Origin of the sequence: Candidatus Pelagibacter sp., assembly GCF_052049835.1 — a bacterium.
Taxonomy (GTDB): domain Bacteria; phylum Pseudomonadota; class Alphaproteobacteria; order Pelagibacterales; family Pelagibacteraceae; genus Pelagibacter.
In genome coordinates this window covers 105730-121305 of record NZ_JBNGZF010000017.1, presented here as the reverse complement: position 1 = coordinate 121305, position 15576 = coordinate 105730, and the positions used below count along the sequence as shown (strand labels likewise).

21 protein-coding genes are annotated in these 15576 nt (G+C 27.0%); 10 read left to right on the top strand and 11 right to left on the bottom strand.

Features of this window, described 5'->3' with window-relative positions; genetic code table 11:
• Positions 1-4: 4 nt before the first annotated feature.
• Together ACTT9R_RS06945 and ACTT9R_RS06940 are read left to right on the top strand one after the other, a co-directional pair.
• Positions 5-169 carry a hypothetical protein gene (locus ACTT9R_RS06945; RefSeq protein ID WP_440927274.1) on the top strand — a complete coding sequence of 55 codons (165 nt, stop codon included), beginning with the start codon at positions 5-7 and terminating at the stop codon, positions 167-169.
• Positions 157-867 carry a hypothetical protein gene (locus ACTT9R_RS06940; RefSeq protein WP_440927273.1) on the top strand — a complete coding sequence of 237 codons (711 nt, stop codon included), beginning with the start codon at positions 157-159 and terminating at the stop codon, positions 865-867. Before ACTT9R_RS06945 ends, ACTT9R_RS06940 begins: the two co-directional genes overlap by 13 nt.
• Here the strand turns inward: ACTT9R_RS06940 and ACTT9R_RS06935 are convergent.
• From ACTT9R_RS06935 to mnmA, 4 genes are all read right to left on the bottom strand, one after another.
• Positions 864-1511: a VTC domain-containing protein gene (locus tag ACTT9R_RS06935; protein ID WP_440927272.1), complete on the bottom strand. Its 648-nt coding sequence runs from the start codon at positions 1509-1511 to the stop codon at positions 864-866. The two genes, ACTT9R_RS06940 and ACTT9R_RS06935, sit on opposite strands and share 4 nt — an antisense overlap.
• An 18-nt stretch (positions 1512-1529) precedes the next feature.
• Positions 1530-4016, bottom strand: coding sequence for a CotH kinase family protein (locus ACTT9R_RS06930; RefSeq protein ID WP_440927271.1), 2487 nt, complete (start codon positions 4014-4016; stop codon positions 1530-1532).
• A gap of 116 nt (positions 4017-4132) precedes the next feature.
• Complete coding sequence (locus tag ACTT9R_RS06925) at positions 4133-4861, bottom strand: DUF4956 domain-containing protein (protein WP_440927270.1); 729 nt, start codon at positions 4859-4861, stop codon at positions 4133-4135.
• A gap of 81 nt (positions 4862-4942) precedes the next feature.
• Positions 4943-6064, bottom strand: coding sequence for a tRNA 2-thiouridine(34) synthase MnmA (gene mnmA / locus ACTT9R_RS06920; RefSeq protein WP_440927269.1), 1122 nt, complete (start codon positions 6062-6064; stop codon positions 4943-4945).
• A 41-nt stretch (positions 6065-6105) separates the two neighbouring features.
• On the opposite strand from mnmA, the gene ACTT9R_RS06915 reads away from it, so the two are divergent.
• Genes ACTT9R_RS06915 through ACTT9R_RS06905 form a run of 3 tightly spaced genes read left to right on the top strand, consistent with a single transcriptional unit; the run spans position 6106 to position 7186 of the window.
• Positions 6106-6276 carry a DUF3553 domain-containing protein gene (locus tag ACTT9R_RS06915; protein WP_075484623.1) on the top strand — a complete coding sequence of 57 codons (171 nt, stop codon included), beginning with the start codon at positions 6106-6108 and terminating at the stop codon, positions 6274-6276.
• Positions 6273-7043, top strand: coding sequence for a 3'(2'),5'-bisphosphate nucleotidase CysQ family protein (locus ACTT9R_RS06910; protein WP_440927268.1), 771 nt, complete (start codon positions 6273-6275; stop codon positions 7041-7043). Before ACTT9R_RS06915 ends, ACTT9R_RS06910 begins: the two co-directional genes overlap by 4 nt.
• Complete coding sequence (locus tag ACTT9R_RS06905; protein ID WP_179850730.1) at positions 7043-7186, top strand: hypothetical protein; 144 nt, start codon at positions 7043-7045, stop codon at positions 7184-7186. Before ACTT9R_RS06910 ends, ACTT9R_RS06905 begins: the two co-directional genes overlap by 1 nt.
• Here ACTT9R_RS06905 and ACTT9R_RS06900 read toward each other — a convergent pair.
• A complete protein-coding gene (locus ACTT9R_RS06900; protein ID WP_440927267.1) occupies positions 7178-7741 on the bottom strand; it encodes a regulatory protein RecX in 564 nt (187 codons plus the stop codon). The two genes, ACTT9R_RS06905 and ACTT9R_RS06900, sit on opposite strands and share 9 nt — an antisense overlap.
• A 26-nt stretch (positions 7742-7767) precedes the next feature.
• Between ACTT9R_RS06900 and ACTT9R_RS06895 the strand changes: the two genes are divergently transcribed.
• Positions 7768-8241 (top strand): ABA4-like family protein, encoded by a 474-nt coding sequence (locus ACTT9R_RS06895; RefSeq protein ID WP_440927266.1) that lies wholly within the window; start codon positions 7768-7770, stop codon positions 8239-8241.
• A complete protein-coding gene (locus ACTT9R_RS06890; protein WP_440927265.1) occupies positions 8234-8812 on the top strand; it encodes a 2-hydroxychromene-2-carboxylate isomerase in 579 nt (192 codons plus the stop codon). Before ACTT9R_RS06895 ends, ACTT9R_RS06890 begins: the two co-directional genes overlap by 8 nt.
• Here ACTT9R_RS06890 and ACTT9R_RS06885 read toward each other — a convergent pair.
• Positions 8809-9192 (bottom strand): rhodanese-like domain-containing protein, encoded by a 384-nt coding sequence (locus ACTT9R_RS06885; RefSeq protein WP_440927264.1) that lies wholly within the window; start codon positions 9190-9192, stop codon positions 8809-8811. The genes ACTT9R_RS06890 and ACTT9R_RS06885 overlap by 4 nt on opposite strands.
• A 25-nt stretch (positions 9193-9217) precedes the next feature.
• On the opposite strand from ACTT9R_RS06885, the gene ACTT9R_RS06880 reads away from it, so the two are divergent.
• Both ACTT9R_RS06880 and bcp read left to right on the top strand, forming a co-directional pair.
• Complete coding sequence (locus ACTT9R_RS06880) at positions 9218-10195, top strand: glycosyltransferase family 2 protein (RefSeq protein ID WP_440927263.1); 978 nt, start codon at positions 9218-9220, stop codon at positions 10193-10195.
• On the top strand, positions 10188-10658 hold the full coding sequence (gene bcp, locus ACTT9R_RS06875; RefSeq protein ID WP_440927262.1) for a thioredoxin-dependent thiol peroxidase: 471 nt from the start codon (positions 10188-10190) through the stop codon (positions 10656-10658). The genes ACTT9R_RS06880 and bcp overlap by 8 nt, the downstream gene beginning before the upstream one ends.
• 135 nt (positions 10659-10793) lie before the next feature.
• Here bcp and ACTT9R_RS06870 read toward each other — a convergent pair whose 3' ends face one another.
• The 3 genes from ACTT9R_RS06870 to rseP form a co-directional block, all read right to left on the bottom strand.
• Complete coding sequence (locus ACTT9R_RS06870; RefSeq protein WP_440927261.1) at positions 10794-12095, bottom strand: ammonium transporter; 1302 nt, start codon at positions 12093-12095, stop codon at positions 10794-10796.
• A gap of 146 nt (positions 12096-12241) precedes the next feature.
• A complete protein-coding gene (locus tag ACTT9R_RS06865) occupies positions 12242-12517 on the bottom strand; it encodes an HU family DNA-binding protein (RefSeq protein ID WP_023853992.1) in 276 nt (91 codons plus the stop codon).
• Positions 12518-12673: 156 nt separating this feature from the next.
• Complete coding sequence (gene rseP, locus ACTT9R_RS06860; RefSeq protein WP_440927260.1) at positions 12674-13786, bottom strand: RIP metalloprotease RseP; 1113 nt, start codon at positions 13784-13786, stop codon at positions 12674-12676.
• A 111-nt stretch (positions 13787-13897) separates the two neighbouring features.
• Here rseP and ACTT9R_RS06855 point away from each other — a divergent pair, with 111 nt between their 5' ends.
• Positions 13898-14383, top strand: a complete 486-nt coding sequence (locus tag ACTT9R_RS06855) for a YajQ family cyclic di-GMP-binding protein (RefSeq protein ID WP_440927259.1) — start codon at positions 13898-13900, stop codon at positions 14381-14383.
• Here ACTT9R_RS06855 and ACTT9R_RS06850 read toward each other — a convergent pair whose 3' ends face one another.
• Positions 14384-15004, bottom strand: coding sequence for an SOS response-associated peptidase (locus ACTT9R_RS06850; RefSeq protein WP_440927258.1), 621 nt, complete (start codon positions 15002-15004; stop codon positions 14384-14386).
• Positions 15004-15552: a tetratricopeptide repeat protein gene (locus ACTT9R_RS06845; RefSeq protein ID WP_440927257.1), complete on the bottom strand. Its 549-nt coding sequence runs from the start codon at positions 15550-15552 to the stop codon at positions 15004-15006. Before ACTT9R_RS06845 ends, ACTT9R_RS06850 begins: the two co-directional genes overlap by 1 nt.
• Between the last annotated feature and the right edge of the window lie 24 nt (positions 15553-15576).

Below are 15576 nucleotides of genomic sequence, written 5' to 3'. Positions count from 1 at the left end.
TGATATGTTGAAAAGACAATGCTATATCCGACCATTAATTTCAATTAAATTATATGAGGGAAAAAAATGGGGTATCCAAAAAAACATAGAGGCCGTAGAAAGCAAGGCTCAAAAAAAAGAAGAGCAAAGAGAAAAAATAAAAAGAAATAATCTCAAATGGAGCAGATAAATAGAGTAAAATCTATCAGTGTATGGATTTTTATCATACCGTTTGTAGCTGTAAATGCTTGCTTAATTCTCATAACTCAATTTCATGAATTGTTTCCAAATCAACAAGATATAATACATAACACTTTTCCCTACTTTGATGGTGGAGCATCAATTAGCAGAACTGCTAGACCCTATCCAAGCTGGTTAATTTTTAAACCAGCAATGTTTTTAACCTCATATATTCTAGTAAAGTATTGGATTTATAATAAACAAATAATTGATTTTTTTGACCCAAATAACAAATATACAAAAAAAATATTATTTTTTGGAATAGCATCAGCAGTAGCTCTAACAGTTCATTCTATTTTTCTTGGTATTAAATTTGACAACGATATCTATAAATTATTTAGGAGAGTAGTTATGCTCGCATTCATAATATTTGAAATTGTTGCTCAAGCCTATTTGGTAAAAACCCTATATTCATTTAAAAATAAGTTAAATAAATATATAAATATTTTATTTCTCAAATTAAAATTACTATTAGTTGGAACACTAATAATTGTTGCAATAATTTCTATACCTTTAATAAGTTTACCAGGTGATTATGTTTTAGGTTTTAATGTAAAATTTTTTAAACACGCTTTGGAATGGGATTACTTTATTGGTGTAATTTCTTTTTATCTTTTAACTTTCTTAATGTGGAAGAAAAAAAATTAAATTAATGCATTTTCATTCATGTCTATAAATGAATTTACATATTTTGAATATTTTTGATTTCTGTTTTTAAGAAAATTATTTTTAACAAAATTATTAACATAAGTGGAATTTTGTACGCTATATTTCAATTCAATAATTAATTTATCATTCTCTATAAATTTATTTGGAAACTTTTGAAAAATTTTTATGTTTTTATCTACCGTAACTCTAAGTTTTTTATTGTATAATTCAAAATAATTCCTCTCATACTGGACAATTAAAGCTTTCTTTATATTAATTTTTTTATTTTTGAATAAACAATTTTTTTGATAATCTTCTTTTTTTATAAATAAAGTTAAATCACTATAGTTTTTAAAGTTTCCTAAGTTTTCAATTTTTTTTTGAGTGACAAAACCTATCTTTTTTTTTTCCTCAATAAATACTGAGGAATTATTTAACTCATTATACCATCTTATTCTTATTTTTTTTCTATTACCAAATCCGTTTATGTTATCCCAAACATCCTGAAAAATATCTGAATCAAAATATATAGAGTTAACGACTCTTTTTGGATATGTTTCTTTAAACATTCCTGATATTAAAAAATATTTATAAGATTCGTCACCATTATTATAAATAAATTTTTTTTCTAATCTGTTGTTCATATGTTAAAAAAGTATGACTTAATAAATTTTAGAGTTTATGTAATCATCTTTGAAATTGCCTTTATATTGTTTATCATTAATAAATAACTTTGTATCAACTGACTGAAGAATTTTATTTTCATTCAGAATATTTATATTTTTTACACTTAGTTTGGGTTTTGAAAATTCTTGTTTTTTATTGAATAAAATAATATCAAAATTATTTTTTTCTAAATAAACATTATCAAAATAAGCATCTGATCCATCTTTGACTGCCAAAGCAACATAGCTATCTATTATTTTGATTTTTTTAATTTTTACTGTTGATTTCTCTCCAACACTAATACCTTTATCAAATACGTTTTTAGTTGTGAGTGTTTCGCCTTCTACTTTGGCTCCTGAAATATCTAAACAATCATTTTTTACATTTAGGCAATTTAAATTTGTAAACTTTAATTCCCCAAAATCTATATCAAATGCATCAGCTTGAATATCTTCAAAGTAAATATCTTTTATATAAGTTTTTGAATCAATAATATTAATACCATCTTCGTTTTTTGAATTTTTTAAAATTATATTATCTAAATTAATATTTGAATTAATAAAATTTACTCCACCATACAAAATGTGACTTGAAAGATTGGGTTTTGATAAATTATTAAAAATAATATTTTTTAGATTGAAGTTATTATTAACAAATATTAAAGAACCTGTTCCATCCTCAGAAAATATTTTACTAAGATTTTTTTCATCATTAACAAAATCAATTTCACCCTCAATATAAAGAGTTGAATTATTAAATATGTTTATGGAAATATTCTTACCTACAGTAAATTTTTCATTAGCATTTATAATTGTATCTTGATTTATAATTAGATCATTAATAGCTTCATAATAACCATTTGATATCTTTCTAACACCGTTATTTACATTTAAATTATTAAAATTATTTCTGTTAAAAATATTTTTACTAGGACTAATTTTTATATTCTCTTTTAATTCGAAAATTTTATTTTGACCATTTAATGATAAAAGTTTTATTTTTTTACACGAAGATTTTAAATTCATTGATACATGTTCTGAAATATAAAATTTTTTTTCCTCTGATTTGTCTTTACATTCAAATATATTTGCTAAAACAGGAAAGTTTGTTTTTTTGTTATCTTGAAAAATAAGAGTTTTATCTAATTTTGAAATTTCAATATTTTCCAAATTAATTGAGTTAATTCTTTTTCTAATAAATTGTGCTCTATTCTGTAAATAATCATCATCATATACAAAAAATCCAGCTCCTGACCACCTTACTATATCTGTGCTAGAGGAATCTTTGTAAATTGCTTTGTTATATTCTGATAATTCATTTTTATATTTCGATATAAAATTCTGAACGAAATCTTTTGTACTATATTTAAATAAATAGTTAATATATTTTTCTACAAATTTACTATTTATATCTCCGTTGTTAAGTTTTAAAAATTTAAGATACCAATCAACGTGAAGACAAATAAAACTACACGCCTCAATATTTGTTGCTGTATCCTTTTTAAGAAAATCAACCAATAAAAAATTACCATAAATACCTGCTCCTTTATGTAAATCATATCCAATTGGTTCAAATAAAGCTGTTGTTGGATTATAAAATAATTTCACACTTTTTAACAACGAACCATGATAAGCACCTGTTAAATCCATAATTGCGAAATATTTTGCCCATTTGTCTATATCAAAATGATCATTAATTTCGGTTTCATTATTTTTTAAATTATTCAAAATTGTGAATGCATTTTGAATTAATTTTGGATTTTGATTTATCCAATAATTTTCAGAATATAATTCATAAGTCACATTTGGAAAATATTCACCCAACTCATCTTTCAAAGAAAAAATTGGTCCATTTCTTCGTTTTTGTCTCTCAATTACCTCTTTAGAAAAACTTTCTTCAACTGCATAAACACCTAAATTTTGATCATTTAAATATAAGTTTACAAAAAAATATTTAATATTCAGTAATTTAACGTGTCCTAATAATTTATGAAATAAATATTCATAGGTGTAATTTCTTGTAATAGGCTTTTGGAAAGAGAACTCTTCCATGCCCCATAATCTTTTATCACCTATCATATCGATCTTATAAGAAGTAGAGTGGTTTTCTCTCCAATGGATGGCCCTTACACCTTTGGTTCTTATTTTTATTTTGTAATTTTGGCCTTTGAAACTGATATCTGCAGGTAAAAAAATTTTTTGTTTATCAGAAATTTCTCCACCCTGTTCAGATCTTAATTTTCTTTGCAGCTCTATTCCTAAAATTGATTCTTGACCGATCTCAAGATAAACTTTATCAAGGTTTGTGGGTGTAATCCTGCTAATTAAGTTATATTTTACAATTTTTAAATAATTATTAATATTCCTTATATCAAAACCAATATATTTATTAATTACTTTATCATTAACTCTTAATATAAAATCTTTAGGAGGATAAGCCTTTGAAAGACCACTAGTATAGTAATAAATGCAAATTAAAATCAAAAAAATTAATGTCAAAGACCCAATAAAAAATATTAACCTATTGAACCAATTAATCAGAAATGAAAGTGTTTTGAAATTTAATATTTTTTTTTTAAAAATCAATTTTTTACCAATTTTTATTCGTAAATACCTGATCTTGAAAAAATTTGTATTTTTATAGATTTATTTTCAGATGTAATTTTTTCAATATCCTTTAAAAATATATCTAGTTTTTTTTTATCTATATCAAACCAAAAATTAAATTGTTTGAATTCATTTTCAGATGAAAAAGATTTTAAGTTTAAGTAATTTACATTTTTTTTAATTTTATTCAAAATCTCATCGCTATTCTGATCTTTCCCTTCAACTTGCATTTGAAGTATATTTGTAGAAGCTTCTGTTAAATTATCTTTATTAGTTTTGTCATTATAAACTTTTCTAAAGTAAAGAATTAAAATAGTTATAAATGTTGCAACAATAGCAATAAAAAATTGGTTAGCTCCTGTTGCAAGACCAATACCTATTACAAAAAATAAATAAACTAATTCCTCTGGTTCCTTTATAGCCGCTCTAAACCTTACAATAGACAACGCGCCAACTAATCCTAATGACAAAGCTAAAGAAAATTTTACTACGGTGATTACAAGAGTTGTAATTATTGCTAATGGTACAAATGTATCGGAAAAATGCTCTTTATCATTTAAGCTTTTTGAAATTTTTATATAAGTTATCTTTATTACAAAAGCTAAGATTGCAGAAATTAAAATTGCAAAAATAAAATTTGCTATACTTATTTCTACATTAGAGTTTAAAAAAAAACTTTCTATCTGTTGTTTGCTAAAGTTTGATACAATATTGTTTTCCATAATAACTAATTTAACAAAAGTATTTTAAGGATTTCTAACATAAACATAAAAATTAAAAAGAAATTTATTTTAATAAAAGTCTTAATAATTACTTATCCATCCACCTCCAAGAACCTTATATCCCAAGCTATCTCTTTGATAGAAGACACATGCTTGACCGGGTGATATCCCATCCTCAGAAATTTTTAATTTTACTTCTGCTTTGTTTTCATTTTGTAAATTTACTTTTGCATCTAAAAGCTTACCTGTAGATCTAACTTTAACAAATATATCTTTCTGTAAATCTTCTTTATTAGTTAATAAATTTATATCCTTTAGAGATATCACTTTCTTTCCAAGGTTTTCTTTAGGACCTACAATTATTTCATTTTTATCAGGATTAATCTTTAAAACATAAAGTGCCTCTTTATTAGAAACTTTAATTCCTTTTCTTTGTCCAATAGTAAAATTTATAATTCCATCATGTACACCTATAACTTCGTCATTTAGATTTTTTATATTTCCCTTTTGAAATGAGTCTGGTCTGAACTTTTGTATTACAGATGCATAGTCGCCATTCGGGACAAAACAAATATCCTGACTATCAGGTTTATCAGCAACGTTCAAATCTAAATTTTTTGCAATTTCTCTAGTTTGGTTTTTAAGCATACTTCCTAAAGGAAATCTCAAGTAGTCTAATTGTTCTCTTGTGGTATTAAATAAAAAATAACTTTGGTCTCTATTTTCATCTATAGCTCTATACATGTTAGTGGTTTTATTTTCTGTAATACTTTTTACATAATGACCAGTAACTAATGCATCAGCTTTGAATTCTTTTGAAACTTCAAATAAATCTTTAAATTTTACAGTTTGATTACACTGAACACATGGAATTGGAGTTTCACCTTTTAAATAACTCTCAACAAAATTATCTATAACACCTTGTTTAAACTTATCTTGATAATATAAAATTTTGTGTTCTATACCTAACTTTTGTGCAACACGTTTAGCATCCATTATATCTTGACCCGAACAACACTGTTTAGACGCAGCTACTTCTTTACCATCATCATAAAGTTTTAGCGTTATACCAATTACATTATAACCTTCCTTTTTCATAATTCCTGCAACAGTGGAGGAATCTACTCCACCCGACATTGCAACAACTACGGTAGTATCTGAAGGTTTTTTATCTAAACCAATAGAATTCAAATCTTTATTCATAAGGTGTTATTTACACTTATTTACAATATAAGTTAAATTAAATGATTTTAGATTATGAACCAGGTGACAAAGTCACTAATCCTCAAAAAAAAGAATGGGGAATTGGGCAAGTGCAATCTATAATTAACGATAAAGTGACAGTTAATTTTGAAAATGCTGGAAAAAAAGTGATTAACGCAAAAAACGTTGAATTAAAAAAATTAGGAAAATGAAGGTGAACTTAAAAGAGATTGTTGAAAATTTAATTGATAATTTTTTAGAGGCTGGAGATTTAGCTATACAATTAAGAAATAAGGGTTTGATAAAAAAAATAAAATCGGACAATACACCGGTGAGTAATGGTGATTTAGAAGTAAATAAATTTATATCAAAAAAAATTTCTGAGGTTACTCCAAATTTACCTATCATTTCAGAGGAGACCTCAGAAAATAAAGATAACCTAAATTTAAAAGATTTCTGGCTTGTTGATCCTATTGATGGAACTTATGATTATATTAATAATCTGGAAGAATTTACCATCAACGCTGGTTTAATTATCAACAACAAGCCAGTTGCAGGATTAATAAATGCTCCAGCGAAAAAAAGAATGTTTTATTCGTATGGAAAAAAAAATGCTTTTGAGCTTAGCAACGGTAAAAAAATAAACTTAAGTAATTTACCTGCTAACAAAAAAGAAAATTTAAAGTTTATTTCATACTCAACTAAAATAAAGCCTGAAATTCAAAAAATTTATGATGATTTAGGGGTAAAAGAAAATATTAGAATGAAAAGTTCTTTGAAATTCTGTGTCGTTGCTGCTGGTGAATATGATGGTTATGTTGCTGAACCCAGAGCATATGAGTGGGATATTGCTGCTGGTCATGCAATTTTAGAACATTCGGGTGGAACTGTTACTGATTTTAAAGGAAATGAAATTTTGTATGGTAAGAAAAATTTAAAAAATCCAAGTATTATTTTGAAAAATAAAAACATTTTATAATGGATGAACAATTAAGAATAATATTGATAATTATTGTTTCAGTATCAATTTTTGGATTATTAGTATTTGTTTTCGTAAAAAATTATATAAGAAATAAAATAAATCAGCTTGTTAAAGAAGAAAAAGATAAAAATTCAAAGTAGATTTATTATTTTTAGATATTCATCTTTTTCTATGTCCATTACCTTTTTTGATGTTTCAAAATCAAATCCATTTCTTGCAAGTAGAGATATATCTTTTTTATAAAATAAAGTTCTATTATCCTCTGCTCTTGCTGGACCAATTCTTTTTTTTTTACATAATTTTATTGCTGAAAAAAAATCCTGATCAGAATTATCTTCCTTTATTTTATAAACTGTATCTTTGATAAATGTTTCATTAATCCCTTTTCCAATTAAATAATTTCTTATCTTATTAATTGAGTTTCCTCTTTGAATCATACTTTTAGCTTTACTTTCAGAATAAAATTGATCATTTATAAATCTGTTTTTTTCTAGGTCAGACAAAACAATATCAATCAATTTATTTACATCTTTTTTTCTTACATCAGATGCTGATAGTTTCATGTATTTTTTTAGTAAATAAGTTTTGAGTTGTTGTTTTGAAGGAGCATACTTTTCAACATAAGCAAAGGCAAAATTACGCATCTCATCAACAGTTACTTGAAGCGTTTTTTTTCTATTTCTTATAGGAATCATTGTTAGATTTAATATAATATATTTAAATGATTGAACAAATTTATACTTATTTCACAATTGAGACACTTTATATGTGGATCAACCTTGGTGTTCTACCTTTTTGGTTTATCTTGATAGTGTTTCCTCAATCACATTTAAGTAGAATTTTTGTAACATCAATTTTTCCTTTTTTCATATTAAGTGGCGTTTATATCTTCATTTTATATAAATCTTATTTAATTGGTTATGATTTTGATGGAAATTTTTCTCTTTATCTTGGTCTTAGTGAGCTATCTATATTGTTTGAAGACTATTTATACATAATGATATTTTGGACACATTTCATAGCAATAAACTTATTTATTGGTGGCTGGATTGTTAAAGATTCTCAAAAGTTTCCTATAAACAAAGTTTTGATGGCTGTGCCATTAATTGTGACTTACTTAATTGGTCCAATAGGTTTATTTTTATATTGGATAATTAGAATTTTTTACGCAAAAAGAATTAGTTTATATGAGTAATCATATAGATTTTTATTTCGATATAATTAGCCCATATGCATATATCGCACACAAGAAAATTCTTAAACATAAGAATATCATATTTAATTACAAACCAGTCTATTTAGGTGGTCTTCATAAGCTAGCTGGAATTGATTCTCCTGCATTTAATAAATACAAATTGAAAAATAATATAAACGATTGCAATTTGGTATCTGAAAAAAATAATATTGAATTCAAATGGAATTCTAATTTTCCAATTAATTCTTTAAATATAATGAGAGGATATATTTGTGTTAGTAAGGATAAGCAAAACGATTACATAAATTGTTTTTTTGATGCTTATTGGAAAGATAATCATGACTTATCAAATATTGAGAATATTACTAAATTAATAAGGGATTTAAATATTGATAGTGAAAAATTTTTTCAATCTATAAAAGAACAATCAGTTAAAGATAAATTAATTAAATTAACTACTGATGCTTTTCAAAAAGAAGTTTTTGGAACTCCAACCTTTATAGTCAATGATAAAATTTTTTGGGGACAAGATAGACTTGAATATGCTTTAGAAGAGTATAGTGTTAATTAAATTATTTTAAATTTGCTACTAGCTATAGAACCAAACCCACCATCAATGTGTGATACTTTTTGATATCCCATATCTTTTAAAGATTTTACAGCTAAAGCTGATCTTACACCTCCCGCACAAAATAAAACAAATTCTTTATTTTGGTCTATTTGTCCATTTTGAAATACTGGGCTATTAGGATCTAAATATACTTCAAGCATTCCTCTTGGTATATGACTTGCACCTTCAACACTACCTGTGTTTTCTAACTCATTACTTTCTCTTATATCTATTAAATTACAATTTTTATTTTGGACCATTTGATAAGCTTCATCTGCATTAATTGTTTTAATCTCTTTTAAAGTTTCACTAACTAGAGTTTGTAATGATTTAATGACCATAATATTATAAAACCTATAACACATTATGAAAAAATTTTTTATCAAAATCTGTAAATTTTTAGGTTATGAAATTTTAGATCAAAATCATTTTTCATCACCAACATTAGGAAAGGAATTAAATGAAGAACTCTCGATTTTGAATGAAAAATCTATAGTTTTACCTTTGGGTGAAGTTAAAATTACAAAAAAAGTAAATTCAATACTAATTATTCTAAGGATGAATACAGATATTGAAATTTGGGATCAAAATAGAAGAAGATTATTTGAGTATCCAAAAATTGAATATACTAAAAGATCATTAAACTCGCTTATTAGATCAATTAATTTTTTAAAAAATAAACACCCCACCATAAATGTTAAAACAATAATTGTTGATGATAATTCAAGCAGTGAAAACCTTAATATAGTTAAAAAAGTAATTGATGGATATAATATAGAGATAATCAATTTAGATTACTCAAAATATGAAAAGAAAATATCAGAACAAAAAAATAAAGAAACTTTTGCAAATCTTGCAAGTTTACTTAAAAGTTTTGAGATTGGAAAAGATACTGGTGAGGATTTAATTTTCTTTGTTGAGGATGATTATTTACATTTTGAACCAATGTTGGAAGAAATGGTGGCTTCTTATGAAAGAATCGCATCACAACTAAATAAGGATATTTTTATGTGTCCATCTGATTATCCTTATCTTTACATGAATAATGAAAAAACAAATGTTTTGATTGGAAATAAACGTCATTGGAGAACTGTAGATAAAACACTATGTACCTTCCTTACAAATAAAAACTTATTAAATAAATATTGGGATAACTTTTATAAAAATTGTCTAGACAGACATGATCCATTTGAAAAATACTTAAATGAAATTTATTCAAAAGAAATTTGTATTTCTCCCTTAAAAAGTTTATCACTACATCTAACAAATATTAACTCAAGTTACGGCTTGTCACCATTAATTGATTACAAAAAACTTTGGGAGGAGAACGAAATAAATGATTAAAGAAAATACAAAAGCACCAATTTTTAAATTACCATCCACAAATAAAAAAGAATACTCTCTTAAAGATTCAATAGGAAATTATGTGATTATTTATTTTTACCCTAAAGATGATACTCCAGGCTGTACGATTGAAACAAATGATTTTAATAAATTACTTCCAAAATTTAAAAAGTTGAACTGTGAAATTCTGGGTATTTCTAAAGATAATTTAAAAAGTCATAATAAATTTAGAGATAAATACAAAATTAAATTTGATTTACTTGCTGACGAAGAATTAAAAGTTCTTAAAAAGTATAAAGTTTGGGGCAAGAAAAAATTTATGGGCCGTGAATTTATGGGAATAATCAGATCGACTTATTTAATCGATAAAAAAGGCAAAATACTTAAAGTTTGGGATAACGTTAAAGTAAAAGACCATGCTAAGGAAGTATTTAAAACTCTCCAAAATATTATAAATAAATAAATAAAAAGACCCCTTAGAAATAAGGGGTCTTTAGTTAACTAACTAGAGAGAGAGATTATAGTTAATTCTTTGTTATTAGAGGCTCTTCAATGAGATAACGACATGGAGATCGAAGAGCCTCTATATTGCATACAATTAGTCTCGTATTGCGTAGGCTATTACACCTGTTTCTGTAACGTCAGTACCTTTGGTTTCAGCTTCTTTACTTAACCTAATTCCAAACGTAGCTTTCATTATTGACCAGATTATATAAGACACAACAAACACAAAAATGTTAATTGAAAGTACACCTATTAATTGTGCACTAAACGTTGCATCAGCGTTTGTTAATGGCACTGCTAATGTTCCCCAAATACCAGCAAACATGTGAGCTGGAATTGCACCTACAACATCGTCAAGTTTGAAACTGAATAATAATTTAGTTCCAAACACTACGATTAATCCACCTACAGCTCCAATGAAAATTGCTGCTAAAGGTGATGGCGCTAATGGTTCAGCTGTAACAGCTACAAGACCACCAATTGCTCCGTTTAACATTTGAATTACGTCTGTTTTACCAAACATTAATCTTGTAATTATTGCAGCAGCCATAACACCACCACAAGCAGCAAGATTAGTATTGATAAATATACTTGATACAGCTACTGCATCATCAAATGTTCCAATAGCTAGTTGAGATCCACCATTGAATCCAAACCAACCTAACCATAATATAAATACTCCAACAGTTACTAATGGAATTGAAGAGGCAGCAAAAGGTTTAATTGCTTTCGCCTCACCTTTGCTATCAAATCTTCCATATCTAGCACCTAAAAGCATGATACCTGCTAAAGCAGCTGCACCACCTGTTGAGTGTACTAATGTAGAACCAGCAAAATCAGAGAAGCCTAGCTCTGCTAACCAGCCCCCACCCCATTGCCAACCCATAACAATTGGATAAATAATTCCAGCTAAAATAGCTGCAAATAAGAAAAATGGCCATAGCTTAATTCTTTCAGCCATAGCACCTGAACAAATTGAAACTGTTGTTGCACAGAATACCATTTGGAAAAACCAGTCTGAGCCATCAGCATAACCTGTATCAACTGCACTTGCATCTGACCAAGGTGTAAATGTTCCAATGTATCCTCCTTCAGGAATTCCGTAAGCTAAATTATAACCAAAAAGCCAAAACATAATTCCGGCAATTGAATATAGACCTATGTTCTTAGCACAAATTACTGATACACTTTTTGAAGTTACCATACCAGATTCTAGCATCGCAAACCCTGCTGCCATGAACATGACAAGGAAACCACAAATTAAAAATAGAAGCGAATTAAATATCGCTTGAACTTCTCCAGAGACTGTTGTCTCTGCCATACCTGCACTACTCATGTTTAATAAAAAAATTAAACTAAGAAGCGGTGCTGATATTTTTTTTATTATTTTAGTCATTAGACCTCCACTTGTTTAAGAGGTGTCTTATAAGTTTATTAATTTTTATAACTAACGCTGATTAGGAAAAGTGGCTATGCAGTTTTTGCATATAGAAACAGCCCCAAACGTGCTTTTAAAACGTTTAGGGCTGTAGAAAAAGAATATTATCTGTTGAATACTTCTTTTAAAGCTTTGGCTGGTAAGAATTTTACCTTTTGAGAAGCAGCGATTTGAATCTGTTCACCAGTTCTTGGATTTCTTCCAACTCTTGCTTTTCTCTTAGCAACTTTGTACGTACCAAATCCAGCAATTTTTACTGAATCATCACCTTTTAGAGCATCTAAAATAGTGTTGGTAATTGTATCAAAAGTTCGCTCAGCATCTGCTTTGCTCAAGTTTAATGAGCCAGAAAGCTTAGCAATTAGTTGTTTTTTGTTCATTTTAGCTCCGGTTTTGTTGGTTAATATTTATACTTGTCATAAACGTTGATAAATCAAGCTTTTTTTTAGTGTATAGTTTTTTAAAACACACAATATGTTGTAAAAACATAAATAAACGTTGATTTTATTGACTTTTTTAACTTTTAAAAATATGAATTATCTAAACAAACCTAGGTCTTTTAGATCATTAAATGTCGTGAAAAACATCAATGATAACAACAAAAACAATCCGATTCGAAAAAAACCTTCTTGAGTTTTTTGTGATAAAGGTCGGCCCAAAACTTTCTCAAATGCATAAAACATTAAATGTCCTCCATCTAACATTGGTATTGGAAAAAGATTAATAAGTCCTAAACTAATTGAAATATAAGCCATCATACTAATGAAAGCCAACACTCCAAACGTTGCAACTTGTCCAGAAATTTTAGCAATTCTAATTGGACCTCCCAGTTGAGAAGTATCTGCTTTTCCTAAAATCATTCCTCCGATGTATTTTAATGAGGAAAAGCTTACAAAATAAACTTCATAACCTGCATGATATAAAGCCTGAGCAGGTCCTAATTTAACATGGTTAACTTTATTATTGTAAGCTCCAAGCTTAATACCTACCATTCTTTTATTTATTTTATTACCTAATCCATCATCACCTTCAACAATATTAGGTTTTACTTTTAATATTAATTCACCATAGGAACGCTTAACTTTGAAATCTATAAAATCACCAGTAGACATCGTGATAAACTTAGAAACTTCCATAATGCTTTTAACTTCATTGCCGTCTATTTCTAAAATTATATCCTCAGCTTTTAGCCCTCCTTCCATTGCTGGACTATCTTTCTGAACTTCATTAATGACTGCAGGAGTAAAATCTTTACCTACAAAGGTATAGATTGAAAAAAATATTACTAAAGCTAATAAAAAATTAGCTAAAGGCCCGCCAAATACGATTAAAACTCTCTGGTATAAAGGTTTTAAAATAAATAATTTTTCCCGTTCCTCTTCATTATATTTTTCTAATATTTCTTGATGATCAGCTTGTGAATAAACATTTCTATCTCCAAAAAATTTTACATATCCACCTAGAGGAATTGCACAAATTTTCCATCTTGTTCCAGATTTATCGTTCCAACCAAATAACTCTTTACCAAAACCAATTGAAAAATCTGTAACACCTACTCCATATTTTCTTGCAAAATAGTAATGTCCATATTCATGTATAAAAACAACTACTAAGATAAGTATTAAAAATGGAATGATATAACTAAGCATAACTTAAATATATTATTATTTACAATTAACTCAATAAGCTAAAATGCCTTATTATTGCTAGAATTTATATTTTAGTTTAAATTTTGATCATTAATACTGTATAATATAAATATGCCTTCATTCGATGTAATTAGTAAAATAAATTATCAAGAATTTGATAATGCTTTAGCTAATTGTTTAAGAGAAATCAGTAACCGTTATGATTTTAAAGGACTTCATATTTCAATTGAACGAAAAGATAAAACGGTAACTACCAATGCACCTGATGAATTAAAATTAAAGCAAGTAAATGAATTATTACAAACCCATTTAGTTAGAAGAAAAGTAGATCCAAGGGTTTTAGAAGTTAAAAGTTCTGAAGGAGCGTCAGGAGGATCTATTAGACAAGTCAGTGAATTAAAAGAGGGAATTAGCCAAGAAAATGCTAAAAAAGTTATTGCTGATATCAAAAAACTAAAACTTAAAATTCAAATTAAAATCCAAGGCGATGAATTAAGAGTAGATGGCAAAAAAAAAGATGATCTTCAAGAAGCTATCGCTGCAATCAAAGCAATTGATATTGGGCTTCCAATTGATTTTGTTAATTTTAGAGACTAATTAAACTTTTTGAATTAAGGATGCGCTATTATTTGTAGGCTTATTAACATCTTTTGAAACTTCATGAAAAATTAAATTAGGAATTTTACGTTCCTTTAAAAATGTAGAACCTTGTAATTCTAAATTTAAATAACGATTAATATCAGCTTGATTTAAAATAACTGGTTGTCTGTGATGAATTTCATTTATATTTTCTTTTGCTTCCTCTGTAATCAAACAGAACTGATCATTTTCAAAGATGCCAGCAAAATAAATAGGATTAGTATCTTCACGGGTAAAATAATGAGGAGTTTTTTCTTTTTCTTCTCTTTTCCACTCATAAAAACCATCTGCAACTGCTACACATCGATTATTTTTTATTAGTTTTTTAAATGAAACTTTTTCATCAATGGTCTCAAGTCTTGCATTAATCAAAGCTTTAAAATCTTTATCTTTAGCCCAACTAGGTACCAAGCCCCATTGTAGATTTTCTAAAGTATTTCCATTTTTATATTTTTTTATGACAGGCAGTTTTTGATATGGATGAGCATTATAGTTTTCAGTATCTTCAACCTGAATTGCAGATTTAACTAATTTATTTGTTTTTGTTACGGGGTTTTTTATTACGTATCTTCCACACATTATATTGTTTGTTGTTTCATTAATTCTTCTATTTGCTTGATCATTATTTTTGGTGATCTCATAGCAGGATAAATTTCTTGTGCTTGTTCATAACTTCTTATTGCTTTTTCATAATTCTTAAGCTGAATATTCACTAAACCCTGCCCCGCTAAAGCTCCAAAGTGTCTTTGTTCTAGGGCTAATACTTGATCTATATCATCTTGAGACTTTTGAAATTCTCCTAACATATAAAGTACAGTTGCTCTTTTATTCCAAGCCTCAGCCCAACTTTGATCAAGATTAATTACTTCAGTAAAAATATCTTTTGCTTTTATATAGTTTTGATCTCTCACAAATTGAGAGCCCTCTTCTAGTCTTGCAGTAAGTTTTTCGTCTGTTGGATGTGTACTCCATAAAGCCCAAATTTCTTGTTCTATTATAAAAGCTACTTTCGATTTATTTGCTTTTAACTCATTAAACAATTGGTTAAGCCTAGTATCTCTTTCATTTGCTAAAGAACTAGCCTGTGTAAATAAACAAACAAAAACTATTAAGAATAACTTCTTCATATTTAAATATTATCAAATATTAGA

Coding starts and splice junctions, on each gene's coding strand:
- ACTT9R_RS06945 (WP_440927274.1), top strand. CDS start 5: ATGTTGAAAAGACAATGCTATATCCGACCATTAATTTCAATTAAATTA.
- ACTT9R_RS06940 (WP_440927273.1), top strand. CDS start 157: ATGGAGCAGATAAATAGAGTAAAATCTATCAGTGTATGGATTTTTATC.
- ACTT9R_RS06935 (WP_440927272.1), bottom strand. CDS start 1,511: ATGAACAACAGATTAGAAAAAAAATTTATTTATAATAATGGTGACGAA.
- ACTT9R_RS06925 (WP_440927270.1), bottom strand. CDS start 4,861: ATGGAAAACAATATTGTATCAAACTTTAGCAAACAACAGATAGAAAGT.
- mnmA (WP_440927269.1), bottom strand. CDS start 6,064: ATGAATAAAGATTTGAATTCTATTGGTTTAGATAAAAAACCTTCAGAT.
- ACTT9R_RS06915 (WP_075484623.1), top strand. CDS start 6,106: ATGATTTTAGATTATGAACCAGGTGACAAAGTCACTAATCCTCAAAAA.
- ACTT9R_RS06910 (WP_440927268.1), top strand. CDS start 6,273: ATGAAGGTGAACTTAAAAGAGATTGTTGAAAATTTAATTGATAATTTT.
- ACTT9R_RS06905 (WP_179850730.1), top strand. CDS start 7,043: ATGGATGAACAATTAAGAATAATATTGATAATTATTGTTTCAGTATCA.
- ACTT9R_RS06900 (WP_440927267.1), bottom strand. CDS start 7,741: ATGATTCCTATAAGAAATAGAAAAAAAACGCTTCAAGTAACTGTTGAT.
- ACTT9R_RS06895 (WP_440927266.1), top strand. CDS start 7,768: ATGATTGAACAAATTTATACTTATTTCACAATTGAGACACTTTATATG.
- ACTT9R_RS06890 (WP_440927265.1), top strand. CDS start 8,234: ATGAGTAATCATATAGATTTTTATTTCGATATAATTAGCCCATATGCA.
- ACTT9R_RS06885 (WP_440927264.1), bottom strand. CDS start 9,192: ATGGTCATTAAATCATTACAAACTCTAGTTAGTGAAACTTTAAAAGAG.
- ACTT9R_RS06880 (WP_440927263.1), top strand. CDS start 9,218: ATGAAAAAATTTTTTATCAAAATCTGTAAATTTTTAGGTTATGAAATT.
- bcp (WP_440927262.1), top strand. CDS start 10,188: ATGATTAAAGAAAATACAAAAGCACCAATTTTTAAATTACCATCCACA.
- ACTT9R_RS06870 (WP_440927261.1), bottom strand. CDS start 12,095: ATGACTAAAATAATAAAAAAAATATCAGCACCGCTTCTTAGTTTAATT.
- ACTT9R_RS06865 (WP_023853992.1), bottom strand. CDS start 12,517: ATGAACAAAAAACAACTAATTGCTAAGCTTTCTGGCTCATTAAACTTG.
- rseP (WP_440927260.1), bottom strand. CDS start 13,786: ATGCTTAGTTATATCATTCCATTTTTAATACTTATCTTAGTAGTTGTT.
- ACTT9R_RS06855 (WP_440927259.1), top strand. CDS start 13,898: ATGCCTTCATTCGATGTAATTAGTAAAATAAATTATCAAGAATTTGAT.
- ACTT9R_RS06850 (WP_440927258.1), bottom strand. CDS start 15,004: ATGTGTGGAAGATACGTAATAAAAAACCCCGTAACAAAAACAAATAAA.
- ACTT9R_RS06845 (WP_440927257.1), bottom strand. CDS start 15,552: ATGAAGAAGTTATTCTTAATAGTTTTTGTTTGTTTATTTACACAGGCT.